Origin of the sequence: Ramlibacter sp. (assembly GCF_035548915.1) — a bacterium.
Lineage (GTDB): Bacteria > Pseudomonadota > Gammaproteobacteria > Burkholderiales > Burkholderiaceae_C > Ramlibacter.
Genome location: NZ_DASZSE010000053.1, coordinates 54,254 through 72,189, shown reverse-complemented (window position 1 = coordinate 72,189; position 17,936 = coordinate 54,254). Strand labels below are relative to the sequence as shown.

The window sequence follows — 17,936 nt, the reverse complement described above, 5'->3', positions numbered from 1 at the left end:
GAATTATAGGCAGTCCCGTCGCGAAGAGGGCTGATCGTTCGTCTACCCCAAGCGACCGCCCCAACAATCCACCTTCAGGAGCACCAGCAGCTCTTGAGGTTTGAGTTCCATTCGACGGCCATATTCGCAATTCGCGAATAGCGAATATGGCCGATGGGGCCGCGTTTGGCAACCGAGACATGGAGCGGGCGATGGGAGGTGTCACACACCTTTTGGCGCCCGCCGCTTCACTGTGGAACCAGCGGCCGATTGGCCGCTGTACCCTCGAAATGTCACAGGGAAGCGTCACAGCCGTCAACCCCGCCATCACTCGTCTAGCCGGATGTCAGCAAGATCGGGCTTATGCGGGGTCGATTCGGGTCGTTGAAAACTGCGTACTTCGGGTCTCGTGCGACGCGGTGATTTTCATTGACGATGTAGTAGGCCATCGCCGATGAAGTCTTCACCGCCCCGTTGTCCACCAGCTCACCATGGGCGCGGTAAACGACAGAATGAATGTGCGCGCGACTGGGGCTGTTCAACAGGTCGGAAGTCATCACCTGCACGCCGGTCGCACTTTGTCGATCTCCAGAGTCAGCGCCGGCAAGCTCGCGGAACTGGGCTTCCGACAAGTCATGCAACTGCACTGCGAGCACCCCGGGGCGGGATTTCGTGAACTGTTTGATCGCGGAGTCACGCATCACCGCACGCACTGCCTCGAGTACCTTGTCCTGCTTCATGCTATCGAGAACAAGAACGACCGCGCGCTTCCCAGGTGAGCAGACAGTCATGCTGTTCGTGTTTCCCTGGCCGGTCACTCGGTGGATGAATTCACTAACGGCAGGCTTTGAAAGCTCCGCCTCAGGGGCGATGTCGAAGGGGCTGCCCGCTATCGGAAAGTCGTAGGTCCGCACGCTACAAGCATCCGACGACGCCTCGCCTCCGGAGAGCAGCGCCGTAGTCACCGCGCCGGCGATTTTGCGATGGTCCTCGTGGTTGCCGCTCAGGCGATCGGGAAGAGTCACCCGTACCACGAGGCCCATAGATGCCGATGCGTAAGCCGGCGCAATTGCGCCCTGTAGCTCCTTGAACAATACGAGGCTCTTCCGCTTGTGAATCTTGCGGCCGATGTCCCCCGACGCCATCTTGCACTCGACTTCCAATTCGACTTCGTCGCGACGAGTAAGGAAGTCGAATCCGCCTCCGTGCTCGAGATCATGGCACTCGACATCGAAGCCTCGAGTCATGAGGTGGGAGACGGTGGTTACCTCGTGCTGAACGGCCAGAAGACCTTGCTCGGATTGGATGCCGTCAATCAGTCGACCTTGAAGACGCCGTTGGCCTGCGGCCGACAGCAGCGGGTACATCTTCATTACGCCCGCGAGAAAGGCGACCAGCTCGTATTCCGCTTCGGTAGTGACTTTCAGCGGGGTCAAGAGCGAAACCCTGTCGCTCGCCAAGATGTCGTTCAAAGCAATTTCGAGCGAGCAGCGCTCCCGCAGCCAACCGTCCATGAACGGGTTGGCTGCGAGTTCGCGATGGATCCAGTCGAATCGGCGCTTCAGGCGATCCGCGCCGACCAACTGCGCAAATCCGTTCACGAGCCGTGGAAATTCTCGATCGTGAACTTCGGGCACAAAGCGCATCCCTGTGTCCTCTCATTCGACCGCCGGGGCGGCGAGCTTCTTCACTCCCCCGGATGCTGCTTCGACGCCTTCGCGTACGGCATGCGCTACCGGCGTGAGCACCGTGATGTCTTCGTGCTTGCCTTCGTAGATTCGACCAGGGCGCTGCCCGAGTGTTCGGAGCACGTTTTCACAGAGCGTGACCAGAGGGTTTGCACCCGCAGAGCCAGTCCCGCCCACGCTGCCCATCTCGCGCTTGTAGCCTTCGAACGCGGCGGAGACGGCCTCCTTGTATGCGTATTCCTCTTGGAGCCGCAGCGCGAGACCGTAATGGCGACCGGCATAGATCGCCAGCCAGATCAGGGGTGCGATGAGTGGCAAGCGGTTCACGAAGTGACGGCCGATCGTGTCCCAGGGGTCGTTCGCCGACGGCAGACCGACGTAGGCCGACACGAGCAACAACACGATGGTGGCGACGAACGTGACTAGCCACATCAGCTGCGGGCGCCTGAACCGCGCTTTCTGATCGCGGAACGCGGTTGCCAGCCCGGCGCTCGTCGCGTTGGGCAGCAAGCCCTCGATGCGCGCGTGCAAGGTGTCGCACTCGGTCTTGAGTCGTGCCAGGTCGGCTTCGTGCGCCTGAATGATGTTCAGAATGTCGGCCGCCTTCTTGTCGGCGATCCCCATCGACTCGACCAACGTCTTGGCCGTTTTCGCCGCTGCATCGACCCCCGTGGCGTTCTCGGACACTTGCTCGGCTTGCTCGGCGACTTTCTCGGCAGCTTCGGTGACCTGCGCCAGCAATTCGGTGACTCGCTTGGCAGCAGCTTCGCTGGTGTTCTTGTGCTCCGCCGCGGACGCGGTGTGCTGCGCCGCAGCCTTGGAGGCATCTGCGGCTTGGTCTCGTTGAGTTCTTGCTTCTTCAAGCCGCTCGGCCACCTCGCTAGCCGCAGCCTTGGTGCTGGTGCGCAGCTTCTCGATCTCGGCCAACGCCTCGGTCGAAGTACGCTGCGCAGCCTCAAGATCGGCGCGGATCGCCACCACAGTAGCTTGCGTTTGCTCGATGCCTTGACGTGTGGTCGTAAACCACGCCGCATCGGATTCGGCGCGGCCCTTGATCTCCGAAATGGCCCGCGCGTGCTCTTCGGCGGCGCCCTTCGCGTTGAACGCGAAGCCCGCCTCGCTGTTGGCTTTCTGCGATGCCTCTTCGGCCGCGCGAGCTGCTGACATTGCGCGGGACACCACTTCAGATAGGTCGGGTGTCCCATCCACTTGATCGCTCATGATGTTCTCCATGAAGCACGCCTCGCCCTGGGCGAGGCGCTTCTGGTTTCAGGGGTTGTGCTGCGCGAAGACGAGCAATTGCCAGCGGATCGGGCCTATCCCGGGTGCGTGCTGGTGGTGGCCCTGCGGCGGCAACGTGTGTCCATGGGCGATGCCCACTTCATGACCACAGGTCGCGCACCTGTAGATGCCAGCGAAGGGGGCTGCGGTGCCAGGCGAATGGACTGCGTCGAATGCCTGGTCCTGCGAGTGGTGCAGCAGATTTCCGTTCTTGTAGATCGCCATGGTCGTCTCACAGGTCATCCAGAGTGATCTGGGCCGACCCGGCAGGTGTGCGGTCCAGCGTGCGCTGTTCGGCGTCGGTGAGAGGCATCCCGAGCTTCCCCTTGATGTAGGTCTTTGTCGCCGAGCGAGCTTGCCGGTTCGACACAACCGAGTTCGCGACGATGCACACGTTCTCCCAGTCGGGGTTCTTCTTTGACCAGTTGATCGATTCGAGCGCGGCGAGCCGAACCTTCCAGTTCGGGTCGTTGATGAGGTCGAGACCAAGGCCGCCCAGCGCGCGAAGCACCGTCGAGTGCGAGACGATCTTCTCGGCGCGCAGTTCCTGGGCTTCCTTGTGCCGGGTGAGCACCTTGTTCCAGTCCGGCATGTGGTCCGACACCGCGGACCAGTAGTCGATGAGGAACGCAGCGTTGTCGGCGATGTCTTCCTCCTCGCGACCCTTCAGCAACTCGGTACAGGCGTCGTACAGCGCAGCCAGGGTGAAGAGCTTCGGGGACTTCGATTTCAAGGCGACGCTGTCCTTGTCCGTCAGCTCCTTGAAGACCGGAACCTTGTCGATAGCTGCGAGCGTGGCGGCCGAAACCTTGTCCCGCTTGTCATACAGGATGTCGAGCGACTTGGATGTCTTCTGCACGAACCGGTTGAGGTCGGAGAACATCTGCTGGACCCGCTCCTTGCTCTCCCAGGGGAACAGGAGCACGGAGATCGTCTGTTCACCGAGGCTCGGGTTGTCGCGCAACGCTTGGGCGATGCCCGCGCACCGGTGCTGGCCGTCGTTGATGATCAACTCGTCGCCGAGGCGAAGTTTGAGAATGCCGATGCTGCTGTCACCGTTCTCGGCGGCCGGCGTGTTGACCGGCACGAACACAGGCTCGGACTTGAAAGAGGCCGTGATCGACGAGAAGATGAAGTCATCTTCGTTTTCGAGGATGTAGTCACGAAGGTCGGGGACGCGCTTCTCGTTGAGCACGCGCTGCTCGCGATCTTCGGGACTGAAGCCAGCCCAGTCTGTGAATTTGAACAGGTTGGGAACAGCACTCATCGGCATCAGGCACGAGTAGTACGTGCGGCTGCCGAGCTTTCCGCGCATGGCGGGGACATGGACGAACATGAATTTTCTCCTTCGAGCTGAGGGCCTGTTGAGCGACAACGCTCAGTTAGGTTGATACAGCTCATCGACTTTCACAAGAGAGCTGTGCGGCTAATTCCGTACAGCTCGTCTACAATGTAGATACAGCTCTTCGATATTGCAAGTGGAGCTGTATTGCCGAGCTTTTTAGTCGGCTATTCGCATCCTATCCGCAAGGAGTTCGACATGTTGAATTCAGACGCGCCGTCCGCACTCATCTACAAGCGGACCCACCCTGGCGATCCGGATGGTTTTGGCCGCTTCGGGAATGAAGACTGCATGGGTCGCGTACGGAACTACCGTTACGACTTCGTCATTGGCGTAGGTGGCACCAGTGGCGAGCCGCGATCGCACCGCCTGGACAGAAAGATCAATTGGGTTGGGCGTTGGCCGAAGCGGCGAGTGCACCCATGGCCGAGGGCGCGTGGCGATCTCATCGAGTTCTCGCCCGGTGACTATCTTGTGATGGAAGAGCATGGCCCGCTCCTTCAAAGCGTGTCGCGACTGCTGGCTACTCGCGTCTTCGGGACACGGAATCGCTTCCTGAACCGCAGCCTGTCCCAGACGGAACGTCGCGAAGCTGCGCGTGTGGTGAACAAGATCTTGGCCAACCCGGCGCAGTACATTGCCGGCCGTGCAGGAGGCGAAGAGGGTGGCGGGTGCTCGAAAGATCGCCCGCACGGTACCGATGGTGTTTGCCACCCTCGACGGTGCAGCCGCCAAAGCCCGCAGCCACGTTCGGGTGGATGCTAGGTTGAGCTGACCATGGCAATTGCGTGCCTGGGGTGGGGTTCTCTCGTTTGGAGGCCCGGCGACTTGCCCCTCATCGGACCGTGGCGAGAAGACGGGCCATGGCTGCCGCTGGAGTTCGCTCGTACTTCTGATAAGGGAGTCGGACGTTTGACGCTCGTCATAACCCCAGGGGTGCCCCAATCCCGATCGCTGTGGGTGTTGCTCGATGCAGCTGACCTGCCAAGGGCCGAAGCGTTGCTCATGGCACGCGAGCGATGCAAGGGCGCTGGCATCGGACGATGGCCTTCACTCGACGCGCAACATCGCGCGGGGTATGCCGAAGTGCAGCAATGGGCTGAAGGCCGAGCACTTGACGGCGTGGTTTGGACAGCGTTACCGCCGATGTTTGGCGGCGTGCGGGGCGCACCGCCGGCTTCGGCCGCAGAAGCGGTGGAATATCTCCGACAGCGACCGGATGCTGTACGAGCGGATGCCGAGGAGTACGTTAGGCGTGCTCCCCGCCAGATACGTTCGCCGTTCAGGGAGGCCTTTGAGCAACAGCTTGGCTGGACGCCAAGCTAATCTGCTTCCGCGGGCACTGGACGATCGCGTAGACGCGCCTCGATCCGGCTGAGTTGGCCCTGCTGCCAGACGCCGCCACCAGGCGCAGTTAGGCCCCCGTCGTTCAACCGCGTTGCCTTTTCGCGCTGAGACAAGATGGAACATCGATCGGTTCGTGTTCACAACCGCGTCCACGTCACGCGGGCGCGAACGCCTTCGGCAAGCGGGTCTGTCACCAGCAAGCCGGCCACGGCCCCTCCGACAAACACGACTTGCTCGCGCAATTCACCCAGCGCCAGAGCGACTCGACGCAGATTGGGCAGGTTCGGGTCATCAGCTCGCATCGACATCTTCCGAGTGGAATTTCATCAACTCCGTCTCCATCAGCTTGGCTGCCATCGCGCGCTCTCGCGCGCGGCCGGTGCGCAAGGCATCCAGCAGAGCGAGCAGGCGATGCAGGGCGGGGTCGGCCAGTGCCGCGTGCGGCGCCGTCCGATAGAGCGGCGACAGCGTGGGACCTTTCGCGCGGCCGGCGGGGTGCGCCCACACAGGCGCTTCCCCCGGAACTGTCGTCAGGCGTTTGGCCAGGGGGTCGGTTCCGAACGACGTAGGCACGCCTCGCTTGACCGGCCCTGGCGTGGCGGGCCAGATGTAGCGCACGCCGTGCAGGACGAATTCAAGAAGGCTGGGGCGTATGGGCGACCACTCACCCCGAGACAGCGCCACTGCCAGGCCGGATGCCACGGCCCGCTTCACGCTGCCGTGTACCTCCGAGGCGCTCATCGCCAACGCTTCGCCCAAAGCGGCGTAGGTCCAGCGGCGCGGCGGGTGTGCCGCCACCTTCAGGAGCACCAGCAGGTCTTGAGGTTTGAGTTCCATTCGACAGCCATATTCGCAATTCGCGAATAGCGAATATGGCCGATGGGGCCGCGTTTGGCAACCGAGACATGGAGCGGGCGATGGGAATCGAACCCACGTTAGTAGCTTGGGAAGCTACAGTTCTGCCATTGAACTACGCCCGCTCGGAACGGGAATTGTAGCGGCAGCCGCCCCCCATCTGTCCTGGATCAACAAGCCTCGCCATCGCATTCCTAGAATGATTTCGATGGACGCCGCCCCCGCATCCGCCGCACCCGCCACGCTCGACGCGACGTCACCCACGACCACGCCCGCTCCCGCGCCCACGAAATCTCCAGGCCTCCTCACCGACCTCGCCGCCGGCCTCGCCGCCTCCCTCGTCGCCGTCCCCTCCGCGCTCGCCTTCGGCGTCGCCGTCTGGTCCGCCGCCGATCCCGCGCTCGCCGGCGCCGGCGCGCTCGCGGGCATCGTCGGGGCCTTCTCGCTCGGCATCGTCGCGCCCCTCGTCGGACGCAATCCCGGCTTCATCACCGCACCCTGCGCGCCCGCCGCCGCCGTGCTCGGCGGGCTCGCCGGGCACTTCGCCCAGGAAGGCAGCACGTCGCCCGAGCGCATCGTCACGCTGCTCGCGCTCACCGCCCTCATCGCCGCCGCACTGCAGATCGCCTACGGCGCGCTGCGCGTGGGCCGCCTCATCAAATACATCCCCTACCAGGTCGTCACCGGCTACCTCTCGGGCGTGGCACTCATCATCGCCACCACGCAACTGCCGATGCTGCTGGGCGCACCCGGCGGCGCGAAACTCACCGACGCGGCAACGCTGCCCGCGCTCTGGTCGTGGCAGGCCGTTGTCGTCGGCGCGGCGACGATCTTCGCGATGGCGCTCGCGCAGAAGAAAATCGAACGCGTTCCGGCCCCAATCGTCGCGCTCGCCGTGGGCGCGCTCACGTACTTCGTGCTCGGCGTCTTCGATCCGTCGCTGCTGCACACGGCGAAGAATCCACTCGTCGTGGGCCCGATCGAAACGTCCGGCTCGCTGCTCGACGCGGCGGCCTCGCGGCTCGCCGGCCTCGGCGCGATCGACCTCGACGACGTGCTCCTCGTCCTCGCGAGCGCGGCCACGCTCTCGGTGCTGCTTTCCATCGACACGCTGAAGACCGGCGTGGTGCTCGATGCGCTGCTGAGCCGCCGCCACAACTCCAACCGCGAGCTCTTCGCGCAGGGCACGGCCAACTTCGTGTCGTTCGCGCTCGGCGGCATGCCCGGCGCGGGCACGATGGGCCCGACACTCGTGAACGTGACGAGCGGTGCACGCACGATCTGGGCGAGCGTGGCCGAAGGCGTCTTCGCGCTCCTCGTGCTCCTCGTGCTCGCCGGTGCGATCGCATGGGTGCCGCTCGCGGCACTCGCGGGCATCCTGCTCGTGGTCGCGTTTCGCATGTTCGACTTCGGCGCGATGCGCCTCGCGCTCAACGCCGAAACGCGGCTCGACTTCGCGATCATCGCCACCGTCATCGTCGTGGCGCAGGTGTTCGGCCTGATCCAGGCGGCGGTCGCGGGCATCGGGCTCGCCATCCTGCTCTTCATCCGCGACCAGGCGACGGCCTCCGTCATCCTGCGCAAACGCGATCTCACGGCGATGCGCTGCTCGCGCCGGCGCTCCGAAGCCGAAAGCAGCCTGCTCGATCGCCACGGCAGCGACGGCCTCGTCGTCGAACTGAAGGACAACCTCTTCTTCGGCACCACCGACCAGCTCCTGAACGAACTCGAGCCCGAACTCGCCAAGCGCCGCTTCATCCTGCTGGACCTGCGGCGCGTGGCACTCATGGACTACACCGCGGCGCATCTCTTCGAACGCGTGCGCCACCGCCTGCTGGAGCGCGAAGGCGCGCTGCTCCTGTGCGGCATGCCCTCCGGCCGCGCCTCGCGCCAGGACATTCAGCGCTATCTCGACCGCGTGGGCCTCACGCACGAAGGCGGCGTGGAGATTTTCGAGACGCGCGATTCGGCGCTGGAGTCGATGGAAAATCGCATCCTGCGCGCCGCGGGCTGGACGGAGCGCGACGAGCGCAACGCGCTCTCGCTCGCACAGCTCCCCCAGCTGCAGGGGCTGCCGCCCGCGGCCGTGCAATTGCTCGCGCGGGCGATCCGCGACGTCGCGCTGAAACCCGGCGAGGTACTCTTCAAGGGCGGTGACGCGGGTGACGAACTCTTCTTCGTGCGCAGCGGCATGATCCACATTCGCCTGCCGCTCGAAGGCGGCAAGCACCATCACCTCGGCAGCTTCGGGCGTGGCGAACTCTTCGGTGAGCTTGCTTTCCTGGATCGCATGTCGCGATCGGCCGATGCGGTGGCCACGAGCGAGACGAGCCTCTACGGCCTGTCGCGCGAACGCTTCGACGCGCTCGCGCGCGAGGAGCCTCGGCTGGCGGCCACGCTTTTCGAGCGACTCGCGAGCGTGATCGCGCACCGGCTGCGGCGGGTGGATGGGGAACTGCGGGAGCTGGAGGAGCGTTAGAGGGCGAGGGCGCGGAGGGAATCGAGGCGTTCGGTCGAACTTCGCATCCACAGCTGCTACGATTTCCCGTAGCACCGACGATGTTCCACGCCCACTTCTCCAACCGCTTCGAACCCCTCGCAGCACTTCTCACGGCACAGCTTGCGACTCCGCGCGAAGACGTCTTCGCCGCGGACGAGATCGTGGTCGCGGGCAGCGCGATGCGCCGCGCGCTTTCGCTCGCCATCGCCGAGCGCGAATCGGTCTGCGCCAACGTGCGCTTCTCCTTCCTCGCGCAATGGCTCTGGACGCAGGTCTCACGGCTCGTCTCCGGCGTCGAGCCCGAATCGCCCTTCGACAGCGACTCGCTCACGTGGCGCATCTACGCCGCGTTCGGCGACAGTGCATTCGTCGCTTCGCACACGCGCCTCGCGAGCTACCTCGCGGCCGCGCGCGGCGACGAAGTCATGCGCTACGAACTGGCGGCACGCACCGCGCGGCTTTTCGAGCAATACGTCACCTACCGCCCCGACTGGCTCGTGCGGTGGCAGCGCGGAGAACGCGTGCCGCCTCGCGCGGGCCACGACGGCGACTTCACCGCCGACGAAGCGTGGCAAGGCGCGCTCTGGCAGCGCATCGCGCGCGACCTGAATCTCGTCGCGGAACATCCTTTGCAGCTCATGGCGCGGCGGCTCGAAGCGGGTGGCACCGCCCTCGCGCGCAGCGCCGGCGTGCCCGATGCCGTGCACGTGTTCGCGCCGCCTGCGATGGCGCCGCTGCACCTGCAGGGGCTGCAGGCACTCGGCCGCTGCATCGACGTGCACGTATATGCCATCAACCCCTGTCGCGAATACTGGTTCGACGTGGTGAGCCCGAAGGCGCTCGCCGAGCTCGACGCCGCGGGCCGCGCACAGGCGCGCGATGAGGGCAACCGCCTGCTCGCCTCGTGGGGCGGGCAGGCGCAGGCATCGCTCGCGCTCCTGCGTGGCGCATGCGACGAGGAAGGCGTCGGCACGACGGAACTCTTCGTCGAGGTCGGCGAGGCGACGCTGCTCGCGCGCGTGCAGAACGCGATCCTCGCGCTGGAAGAACTGCCCGCTCACAGCGTCGACAAGCCGGAGGCCGACCGCAGCATCGAAGTGCACGTGTGCCATTCGCTCACGCGCGAGCTGGAGGTGCTGCACGATCACCTGCTCGCGCGGTTCGCGGCCGACCGCGCGCTCCAGCCTTCGGACGTGCTCGTCGTCACACCCGATCTCGACCGCGCCGCGCCGCTCGTGGACGCCGTATTCGGCACGGCGCCGGCCGCGCGCCGGATTCCCTATGCGATCACGGGCCGCGCCGGCAGCCGCGTGAATCCCTCGGTGCGCGCCTTCTCGCAATTGATGCGGCTCGCGGCGTCGCGCTGCCCGGCCACGGAGGTGTTCGCGCTGCTGCAGCAGCCGAGCGTCGCGCGGCGATTCGATCTCGACGACGATTCGCTTGGGCAGGTGCGCGACTGGATGCTCGCCGCGGGCATGAACTGGGGGCTCGACGTCGAGCACCTCGCGCGACTCGGCCTGCCGGTGGGTTCGGCGCACACGCTGGCCGATGGACTGGAGCGCCTCTACCTGGGCTACGCGTTGCCCGACGAGGTGTCGCAGCCGTTCGACGGTCGGCTCCCCCGCGGCGCGCCCGAAGGGTCGGGTGCGATGGCGCTCGGCGCGTTTCGCCGCTACATCGACGGGCTGCGGGCGCTGCGCGCGCAGCTGTGGCGCGCGAGGCCGGGCGCCGAATGGGCCGCTTACCTGCACGAGCTGGCCGACGAATTCATCGCACCGGCGCGCGAAGCGATCGAGGATCACCTGGAGCTTCACCGCGCGATCGACGCGCTCGCGCAAGGCTTCGTGCGCGGCGGTTTCACGGGCGACGTCGATGCGTCCGTGCTGCGCGCGGCGCTCGACCGCGTGCTCGACGATCCCGCGCGCGGCGGCGTGCCCACCGGCCGCGTCACCTTCGCGTCTGCGAGCAGCCTGCGCAATCTGCCGTTCAGGATCGTCTGCGCGGTGGGCTTCGGCGACACGGCGTTTCCCAATGCGGACCGGCCGATCGAGTTCGACCTGATGGCCGATGCGCCCCGCACGGGCGACCGCCAGCGCGGCCAGGACCAGCGGACGCTCTTTCTCGATCTGCTGCTCGCCGCGCGGTCGCAGTTCTACCTGAGCTATACCGGCCGCAGCATCCGCGACAACTCCGTGCTGCCGCCGTCGGTGCTGATCGCGGAACTGCTCGACGCGATCGTGCCCGCGATCGTGCCCGCGATCATGCCCGCGATCGCCGCGGAAGCCTCGCCCGAGTCGATGAAGGCCGCGCGCGACGCGCTCGTCGTGGAGCATCCGCTGCAGCCGTTCTCGCCCGTCGCCTTCGACGAAGGCGCGGACGAGCGCGTGCGCAGCTTCGACGCGGAGCTGGCCGCCGCGCTTCGGGAAAGCGTCACGCACGGCGTGCAGCTGCGCGCCAATCGCGCCGCGCTTGCGGATGACGAAGACGACGAGGCCGACCGCGAGCCGGCCGTCGCGTTCTTCGCGAGCCCGTTGCCCGCGCCGGGCGACGAGTGGCGCGAAGTCGCGGCGCGCAGCCTGGTGGATTTCTTCCGCAATCCGAGCCGCTACGTGCTGCGTCGCCGGCTGAAGCTCGACGTCCCCGGCGAAGAAGCCGAGCTCGAGGACGACGAGCCGTTCGTGCCGACGCGTTTTGCCGCGGGTGCGATGGCGCAGCGCCTTCTGCCCGCGCTGCTGCGCGGCGAATCCGCGGACGCCGTGCGCGCGCTCGCCGAAGCGGGAGTCGAGCTGCCGCCGGGCTCGCTCGGCGATGCCGAGCGCGACAGCGAGCTGGCGCAGCTGCAGGGCTTCGCGCAACGCGTGCTTGCGGCATCGGCGGGCGAAGTCCTGCCGCCCCACGAAGCGCGTGTCGCGCTCGACGTGGAAGGCGAGCGATGGGTGGTGCACACGGGCTTCGCCGATTTGCGGGCGCAGGGCGCGATCCGCTTCTACTACGGCGAAGAAAGCGCCTTCGACGTGATCGCGGCCGGCATCGATCATCTGCTGCTCTGCGCGAATCCACCCGAAGGGGTGCGGCCCGCATTGATCTGGTTTTGCCGCGACGGCAAGCGCGTCTTCGATCCCATCGCGCCGAAGGAAGCCCGCGAAAAGCTCACGCTGCTCATCACGTACTACCGCATGGGCCTGAGCGGACCCGTGCCTTTCGCCGCGAAGACGTCGTGGGCCCTGCTGCAAGAAGGCGACTACCGCGCATTGCAAACCTGGGGCGGCCGCATGGGCCGGTTCGGCGAACGCACGCGGCCGGGCTACGCGCTCGCGTTTCGCGGCCGGCCCGAGCCGCCGGACGATCCGTGGTTCGCGTCGATGGCGACCGACGTGTTCACGGCGCTCGGCGGCCGGCGCGTCGCCTACGTGGCGGAAGTGGCATGAGCACGCCGTTCGAACTCTTCGCGTGTCCGCTGGAGGGCGTGCGCCTCATCGAAGCCTCGGCGGGCACGGGCAAGACGTGGAACATCTGCGGGCTCTATCTTCGGCTGCTGCTCGAGAAGAACCTCGCGGTGCAGCAGATCCTCGTCGTCACCTTCACGAACGCGGCGACGGCGGAACTGCGCGATCGCATCCGCGCGCGCATCGCCGAAGTGCTTGCCGCCGTCGAAGGCCGCGCCACGCAGGACGAATTCGTCGCGCGGCTGCTTGCGACGATGCACGAGCGAGGCATCGGCGAAGAGGCGATGCGCCTTCGCCTCACGCGCGCCTTGCGCGGCTTCGACGAGGCGGCGATCTTCACGATCCACGGATTTTGCAAGCGCGCGCTGGACGACGCGCCTTTCGCCGCGGGCCTGCCGCTCGCGCAGGAACTGGTGGAGGACGACAGCGACTTGCGCCATGAAGTGGCCAACGATTTCTGGCGGCTGCACGTGTCGGGCGCGGACCTGCATCCGGCGCTCGCGGCCTGGCTGCTGCGCAAGCGCGAGTCGCCGCAGCGATGGGCGGACCTGCTGAAGCGCCATGCGGGCAAGCCGCTCGCGAAGGTGCTGTGGCCCGAGGCCGACGAGGCCGCGGTCATCGCACCGCCTGCGAGTCTGGAAGAGCGATTCGAGCGCGCCCGGGCCCTGTGGCTTGCCGATCGCGATCGCATCGTCGGGTGCGTGACGCAGGCCCTGCCGCGCCTGAACGGCACGCGCTACAAGCCGGAATCCGTGCAGGCCGCGACCGAGGCGTGGGACAGTGTCTTCCTGCTCGACAGCCTGCCGCCATGCCCGCCGCAGGCCGAGAAGCTCGACCTCTTCGCCAGGTCGAAGCTGCAGCCGAAGAAGAACCACGCGCCTTGCGACGATCACGAGTTCTTCCACGTCGCGCAGGAACTGGTGGATGCGTGGAGCACGCAGGAAGGCGAGCTGGAACGCGCGCGCTGGCATCTGCTGAAGCGCGTCGTGCAGGAGGGCCCCTCGATGCTTCGCGAGCGCAAGCGAGGCCAGCGCGTCGTCGCGTTCGACGACATGCTGTTCAACGTGTACGACCGCCTCGCGCATGAAGGCGGCGAAGCGCTCGCCGCGACGCTGCGCCGCCGTTTTCCCGCGGCGCTCGTGGACGAGTTCCAGGACACGGACCCGCTGCAGTTCGCGATCTTTCATCGGGTGTATGCGAATGCGACGGGCTTGCCGCTCTTTCTCGTCGGGGATCCGAAGCAGGCGATCTACGGTTTTCGCAACGCGGACTTGCACACCTATCTGCGCGCACGCGAGACGGCGGCCTCGCGGTACACGCTCGATGCGAACCAGCGCTCGACCGCGCAGTTGCTCGACGGCCTCAACGCGCTGTTCGGTGCGAATCCGCGTGCCTTCATGCTCGACGGGCTCGCGTACCGAGCCGTGAAGGAAGGCGGGAAGAAGCGCGGCACCTTCGTCGACAGAAGCGCCTCGCGCGCGCCGCTGCAGCTCTGGAACATTCCTCTGGCGGACGATGGCCTGCCGCCTCTGAAGGCCTACGTGGAGCAGTCGGCGGCGCAAGCCTGCGCCGCGGAGATCGCGCGATTGCTCGCGGCGGCGCAGGCGGGCGACATCACGCTCGATGGCCGCGCGCTCGCGGCGGGCGACGTTGCCGTGCTCGTGCGCAGCCACAAGGAAGGCAGCCTCATGCGCGAGGAGCTGCAAAAGCTCGACATCGGCAGCGTCGAGCTGCGCCAGACGAGCGTCTTCGCTTCGCCCGACGCTCAGGAGCTCGAGGCGGTGCTGCTTGCGATCGCGGACCCGGCGAGCGAATCCGCCTTGCGCGCCGCGCTCGCGACGGAGCTGCTCGGGTTCGATGCGAACCGGCTCGATGCGCTCGCGCTCGACGAGCCGGCGCTGCTCGCGTGCATCGCGCGGTTCGAGGACTACCGCGACTCGTGGCGCGATCGCGGCGTCGCGCTCATGCTGCGGGAGCTGATCGCCCGCGAAGGCATCGCGGGCCGCATGCTGTGCCGCACGGACGGCGAGCGTCGCCTCACGAACCTGCGGCACCTGTCGGAGCTGCTGAACGAAGCGGCCGAGGCGCATCCCGGCGCCGATGCACTGCTGCGGTGGCTGCGGCGCGAGCGGCGCGATGCATCGGCGGGGGAGGCGACGCAGGTGCGCCTGGAGTCGGACCGCACGCTGGTGCAGATCGTGACCATCCACAAGTCCAAGGGGCTCGAATATCCCGTGGTGCTCTGTCCGTTCCTGTGGAACGGCGCCGCTGGCGGCGGCGGCCCGCAGCTGCCTGGAAGCGAGTATCACGACGACGGCGGTGTGCCGGTCATCGACTACCGCAACACGCGCGACGACGCGAGCGTGAAGGGGCACATCCGGCTCGAGGCCGACGCCGAACGGCTGCGCCTCATCTACGTCGCGCTCACGCGTGCCGTGCATCGCTGCTACCTCGTGGTCGGCGGCTACGCGCGCAAAGTCGGGGCTTCTTCCACCACGATTGTCGAATGCACGCGCAACCCGCTGAACTGGCTGGTGGCCGGCGAGCAGTCGACCCCGGCCGAGTGGGCGCAGAACCGGGTGTCGATCGAGGAAGTGTTCGATGCATGGCAGCGCCTCGCGACGCGCGCTGCCGGAGCTGTCGCTCTTGACCCGCTGCCGGCGGGGCGAGGAAGACGCGTCGCGTTGCCGCGCTCGAAGGCCGAGGCGTTGTCCGCGTTGCCCGCGCCGAAGTCGATCCCCCGTGGCTGGCGCATCGGCAGCTACAGCATGCTCGCGCACGGTGTCGAGCGCGAAACGGAAGCGGCCGCGGCGGATCGCGACGCGCGCGCGAGCGACGACGCCGAGCGCAAACGCGCGGGCGCGCGGATCGCGAACGATGCGCGCATCGCGGCGGACGACATCCTTCGCTTTCCGCGCGGCGCGCGCGCGGGCGAATGCCTGCACGCGGTCTTCGAGTCGGCCGACTTCGGCGACGATTCATCCTGGCCGGATGCGATCGCGAGGACGCTTCGCACACGTCCACCGGCGCCGCGCGCGCAGTCCGGCGAGCTCGCGCCGATGGTGCGGCGCATGCTCGCCGACGTGCTCGCGGCGAGGCTTCCGGGCGGGCTCGTGCTGCGCGAGGTGCATGCGGACAAGCGCCGGGCGGAATTCGAATTCAGCCTGGCGACACCGGCACTGGACATGCGGCGAATCACCGCGGCGCTGCGCCGCCATGGCATCGCGGCGGGCAGCGGCACTCAGGCGCTGCAAGGCTATCTGCGCGGCTTCATCGACCTCGTGTTCGAGCAGGGCGGGCGCTTTCACATCGTCGACTGGAAGTCCAACTGGCTCGGCGCCGACGCGGCGGACTACTCGCCGCTGCGGGTGCGGCAGGCGATGGACGAAGGCGGCTATCACCTGCAGTACCTGCTGTACACCGTCGCGGTGCATCGCTGGCTCGCGCGCAGGCTCGCTCGCTACGACTACGACAGCCACTTCGGCGGCGTGTATTACCTGTTCGTGCGCGGGGTGCGGCCGTCGTGGGTGGCCGAAGATGGATCGGCCGCCGGCGTGTTCCATACGAGGCCGCCGCGCGCGCTGGTCGAGGAGCTCGACACGATGCTCGGGCGGCCGCGGGAGACCCGCGCATGAGCGCGATGCCCGAACGCGATCCGGCCCGCGACCTCGCCGACGGCTTCGCCGCGCAGGTGGCGCGCTGGGCGAAGGCGCATGAAGACGTCGCGCGTGCGGTCGCGCGCGAGCTGAGCCTCGCGACGAGCCGCGGGCACGTGTGCATCACGCTGGAAGAGCTCGTCGCGGCCGATGCGCAGCTCGCGCCGTCGCAGGCGCTGCGCGAATGCCTGCTCGCAAGCGGCGTCGCAGGCACGTCGCAGGCGCCGCGCGCCTTTCCCATCGTCGTGGACGACGACGGGCGCGTGTACCTGCACCGCTACTTCGACTACGAGCGTCGGCTGGCACGGCGCCTCGCCGCCGCTGCGCGAATGCCGGCTCGCGAGCCCGGTTCGGCCGCGCGCGAGCTGCTGGGCACGCTGTTCGCGGCGTCCTCTGCGACCAGCGAAACCGATTGGCAGAAGATCGCCGCGGCGCTTGCGCTACGCAACGGGCTCGTCGTGATCAGCGGCGGGCCGGGGACGGGCAAGACGACGACGGTCGTGAACCTGCTCGCGTGTCTGCTCGCGCAGGATCCGCACAGCCGCATCGCGCTCGCCGCACCCACGGGCAAGGCCGCGGCGCGCATGACGGAAGCGATTCGCCTGCGCTCGGATCATCTGCCGGCCGCGCTGCGCCAGCGCCTGCCCGAAGAGGCCTTCACGATTCATCGCCTGCTGCGCTTCCACCCGCGCCACGGCTTCGGGCATGACGCGAACGATCCGCTTCCGATCGACGTGCTCGTGGTGGACGAGGCGTCGATGCTCGATCTCGCGCTGGTCACGCGCCTGCTCGAAGCGGTGCCGCCGCGCGCGCGCGTCGTGCTGCTGGGCGACAAGGATCAGCTGTCCGCGGTGGAGTCGGGCGCGGTGTTCGCCGAGCTCTGCGCCGATCCCATGCTGGACGCCGCATGCCGCGCGCAGCTCGAAAAGCTTTGCAAGCTGCGTGCGGGCAGCATCGTCACGCCCGAGCCCGAGCAGGAAAGGGCGCTCGGCAACGCCGTGGTCTGGCTGCAGCGCAACTATCGCTTCGCGGCCGACTCGGGCATCGGCCGGCTCGCCGCCGAGATCAACGCGGGCCATGCCGATGCGGCTGTGGGATGGCTGCGCGGGGAGGGCAAGTCACAGAGGGTGCTCTGGGAAGAGTCTTCATCCGGCTCGCTCGCCGACGGCTACGCGGGCTACTTCGCGGCGGTGCTTCGCGATTGCCGCGACGTCGCCGCGGTGCACGCGGCTTTCGCGCGCTATCGCGTGCTGTGCGCCGTGCGCGAGGGGGGCGAGGGAGTCACGGCCGTGAACGCGTCGCTGGAGACACAGGCACGCGACGCGCTTGCCGAGGCGCCGGGGGCGTTTGCCGCGACCGAAGGTTCGGGCTGGTACACGGGGCGTCCCGTGATCGTCACGGTGAACGACTACGCGTTGAAGCTCTTCAACGGCGACGTCGGCATCGCATTGCCCGACGAGGCCGGCCAGGCGGCAGTCTGGTTCCCCGACGGCGCGAGCGGCTGGCGCGCCGTCGCGCCCGCGCGCATGCCCCGGCACGAGACGGCCTTCGCGATGACGGTGCACAAATCGCAAGGCTCGGAATTCGAAGAGGTGCTGGTGATGCTGCCCACGTATCGAAGCGCGGCGCTCACGCGGGAGCTGCTCTACACCGCGGTCACGCGCGCGCGCGAGCGGGTCACGGTACGCGCGACCGAGGACGCGCTGCGCACGGCGATCGCGCAGAAGGTGGTGCGTTCGAGCGGCTTGCCCACAAGGCTTTCGGAGGCGCTTGGCGCTTCGGGCAACGGGCCGGGTCGTCGTGCTGGCGCGCAGCGATGAAGAGTCGCGCCCGGACGCGCGC

Annotated in this window: 10 protein-coding genes and 1 tRNA gene; 4 read left to right on the top strand and 7 right to left on the bottom strand. The window is 67.3% G+C overall.

The window, feature by feature from the left end; genetic code table 11:
* Positions 1-314: 314 nt before the first annotated feature.
* The 7 genes from VHA82_RS23960 to VHA82_RS23930 form a co-directional block, all read right to left on the bottom strand.
* Positions 315-1,580, bottom strand: a complete 1,266-nt coding sequence (locus VHA82_RS23960) for a hypothetical protein (RefSeq protein ID WP_325547940.1) — start codon at positions 1,578-1,580, stop codon at positions 315-317.
* Positions 1,581-1,637: 57 nt separating this feature from the next.
* Positions 1,638-2,900 carry a hypothetical protein gene (locus VHA82_RS23955; RefSeq protein WP_325547938.1) on the bottom strand — a complete coding sequence of 421 codons (1,263 nt, stop codon included), beginning with the start codon at positions 2,898-2,900 and terminating at the stop codon, positions 1,638-1,640.
* Positions 2,901-2,936: 36 nt separating this feature from the next.
* Positions 2,937-3,173: a hypothetical protein gene (locus VHA82_RS23950; protein WP_325547936.1), complete on the bottom strand. Its 237-nt coding sequence runs from the start codon at positions 3,171-3,173 to the stop codon at positions 2,937-2,939.
* 7 nt (positions 3,174-3,180) lie between these two features.
* Positions 3,181-4,284 carry a DNA sulfur modification protein DndB gene (dndB, locus tag VHA82_RS23945; RefSeq protein WP_325547933.1) on the bottom strand — a complete coding sequence of 368 codons (1,104 nt, stop codon included), beginning with the start codon at positions 4,282-4,284 and terminating at the stop codon, positions 3,181-3,183.
* A gap of 213 nt (positions 4,285-4,497) precedes the next feature.
* On the bottom strand, positions 4,498-5,004 hold the full coding sequence (locus VHA82_RS23940) for a hypothetical protein (RefSeq protein ID WP_325547931.1): 507 nt from the start codon (positions 5,002-5,004) through the stop codon (positions 4,498-4,500).
* A gap of 924 nt (positions 5,005-5,928) precedes the next feature.
* On the bottom strand, positions 5,929-6,474 hold the full coding sequence (locus VHA82_RS23935; RefSeq protein WP_325547929.1) for a hypothetical protein: 546 nt from the start codon (positions 6,472-6,474) through the stop codon (positions 5,929-5,931).
* Positions 6,475-6,543: 69 nt separating this feature from the next.
* Positions 6,544-6,617 (bottom strand) — tRNA-Gly (locus tag VHA82_RS23930).
* Positions 6,618-6,700: 83 nt separating this feature from the next.
* On the opposite strand from VHA82_RS23930, the gene VHA82_RS23925 reads away from it, so the two are divergent.
* The 4 genes from VHA82_RS23925 (at position 6,701) to recD (ending at position 17,914) form a co-directional block, all read left to right on the top strand.
* Complete coding sequence (locus VHA82_RS23925; RefSeq protein WP_325547927.1) at positions 6,701-8,971, top strand: SulP family inorganic anion transporter; 2,271 nt, start codon at positions 6,701-6,703, stop codon at positions 8,969-8,971.
* Positions 8,972-9,051: 80 nt separating this feature from the next.
* Positions 9,052-12,420, top strand: a complete 3,369-nt coding sequence (gene recC, locus VHA82_RS23920; RefSeq protein WP_325547925.1) for an exodeoxyribonuclease V subunit gamma — start codon at positions 9,052-9,054, stop codon at positions 12,418-12,420.
* On the top strand, positions 12,417-16,073 hold the full coding sequence (gene recB, locus VHA82_RS23915; RefSeq protein WP_325547923.1) for an exodeoxyribonuclease V subunit beta: 3,657 nt from the start codon (positions 12,417-12,419) through the stop codon (positions 16,071-16,073). The genes recC and recB overlap by 4 nt, the downstream gene beginning before the upstream one ends.
* Positions 16,070-17,914 carry an exodeoxyribonuclease V subunit alpha gene (gene recD, locus VHA82_RS23910; RefSeq protein WP_325547921.1) on the top strand — a complete coding sequence of 615 codons (1,845 nt, stop codon included), beginning with the start codon at positions 16,070-16,072 and terminating at the stop codon, positions 17,912-17,914. The genes recB and recD overlap by 4 nt, the downstream gene beginning before the upstream one ends.
* Positions 17,915-17,936: the final 22 nt, after the last annotated feature.

Coding starts and splice junctions, on each gene's coding strand:
- VHA82_RS23935 (WP_325547929.1), bottom strand. CDS start 6,474: ATGGAACTCAAACCTCAAGACCTGCTGGTGCTCCTGAAGGTGGCGGCA.
- VHA82_RS23950 (WP_325547936.1), bottom strand. CDS start 3,173: ATGGCGATCTACAAGAACGGAAATCTGCTGCACCACTCGCAGGACCAG.
- dndB (WP_325547933.1), bottom strand. CDS start 4,284: ATGTTCGTCCATGTCCCCGCCATGCGCGGAAAGCTCGGCAGCCGCACG.
- recD (WP_325547921.1), top strand. CDS start 16,070: ATGAGCGCGATGCCCGAACGCGATCCGGCCCGCGACCTCGCCGACGGC.
- recB (WP_325547923.1), top strand. CDS start 12,417: ATGAGCACGCCGTTCGAACTCTTCGCGTGTCCGCTGGAGGGCGTGCGC.
- recC (WP_325547925.1), top strand. CDS start 9,052: ATGTTCCACGCCCACTTCTCCAACCGCTTCGAACCCCTCGCAGCACTT.
- VHA82_RS23925 (WP_325547927.1), top strand. CDS start 6,701: ATGGACGCCGCCCCCGCATCCGCCGCACCCGCCACGCTCGACGCGACG.
- VHA82_RS23955 (WP_325547938.1), bottom strand. CDS start 2,900: ATGGAGAACATCATGAGCGATCAAGTGGATGGGACACCCGACCTATCT.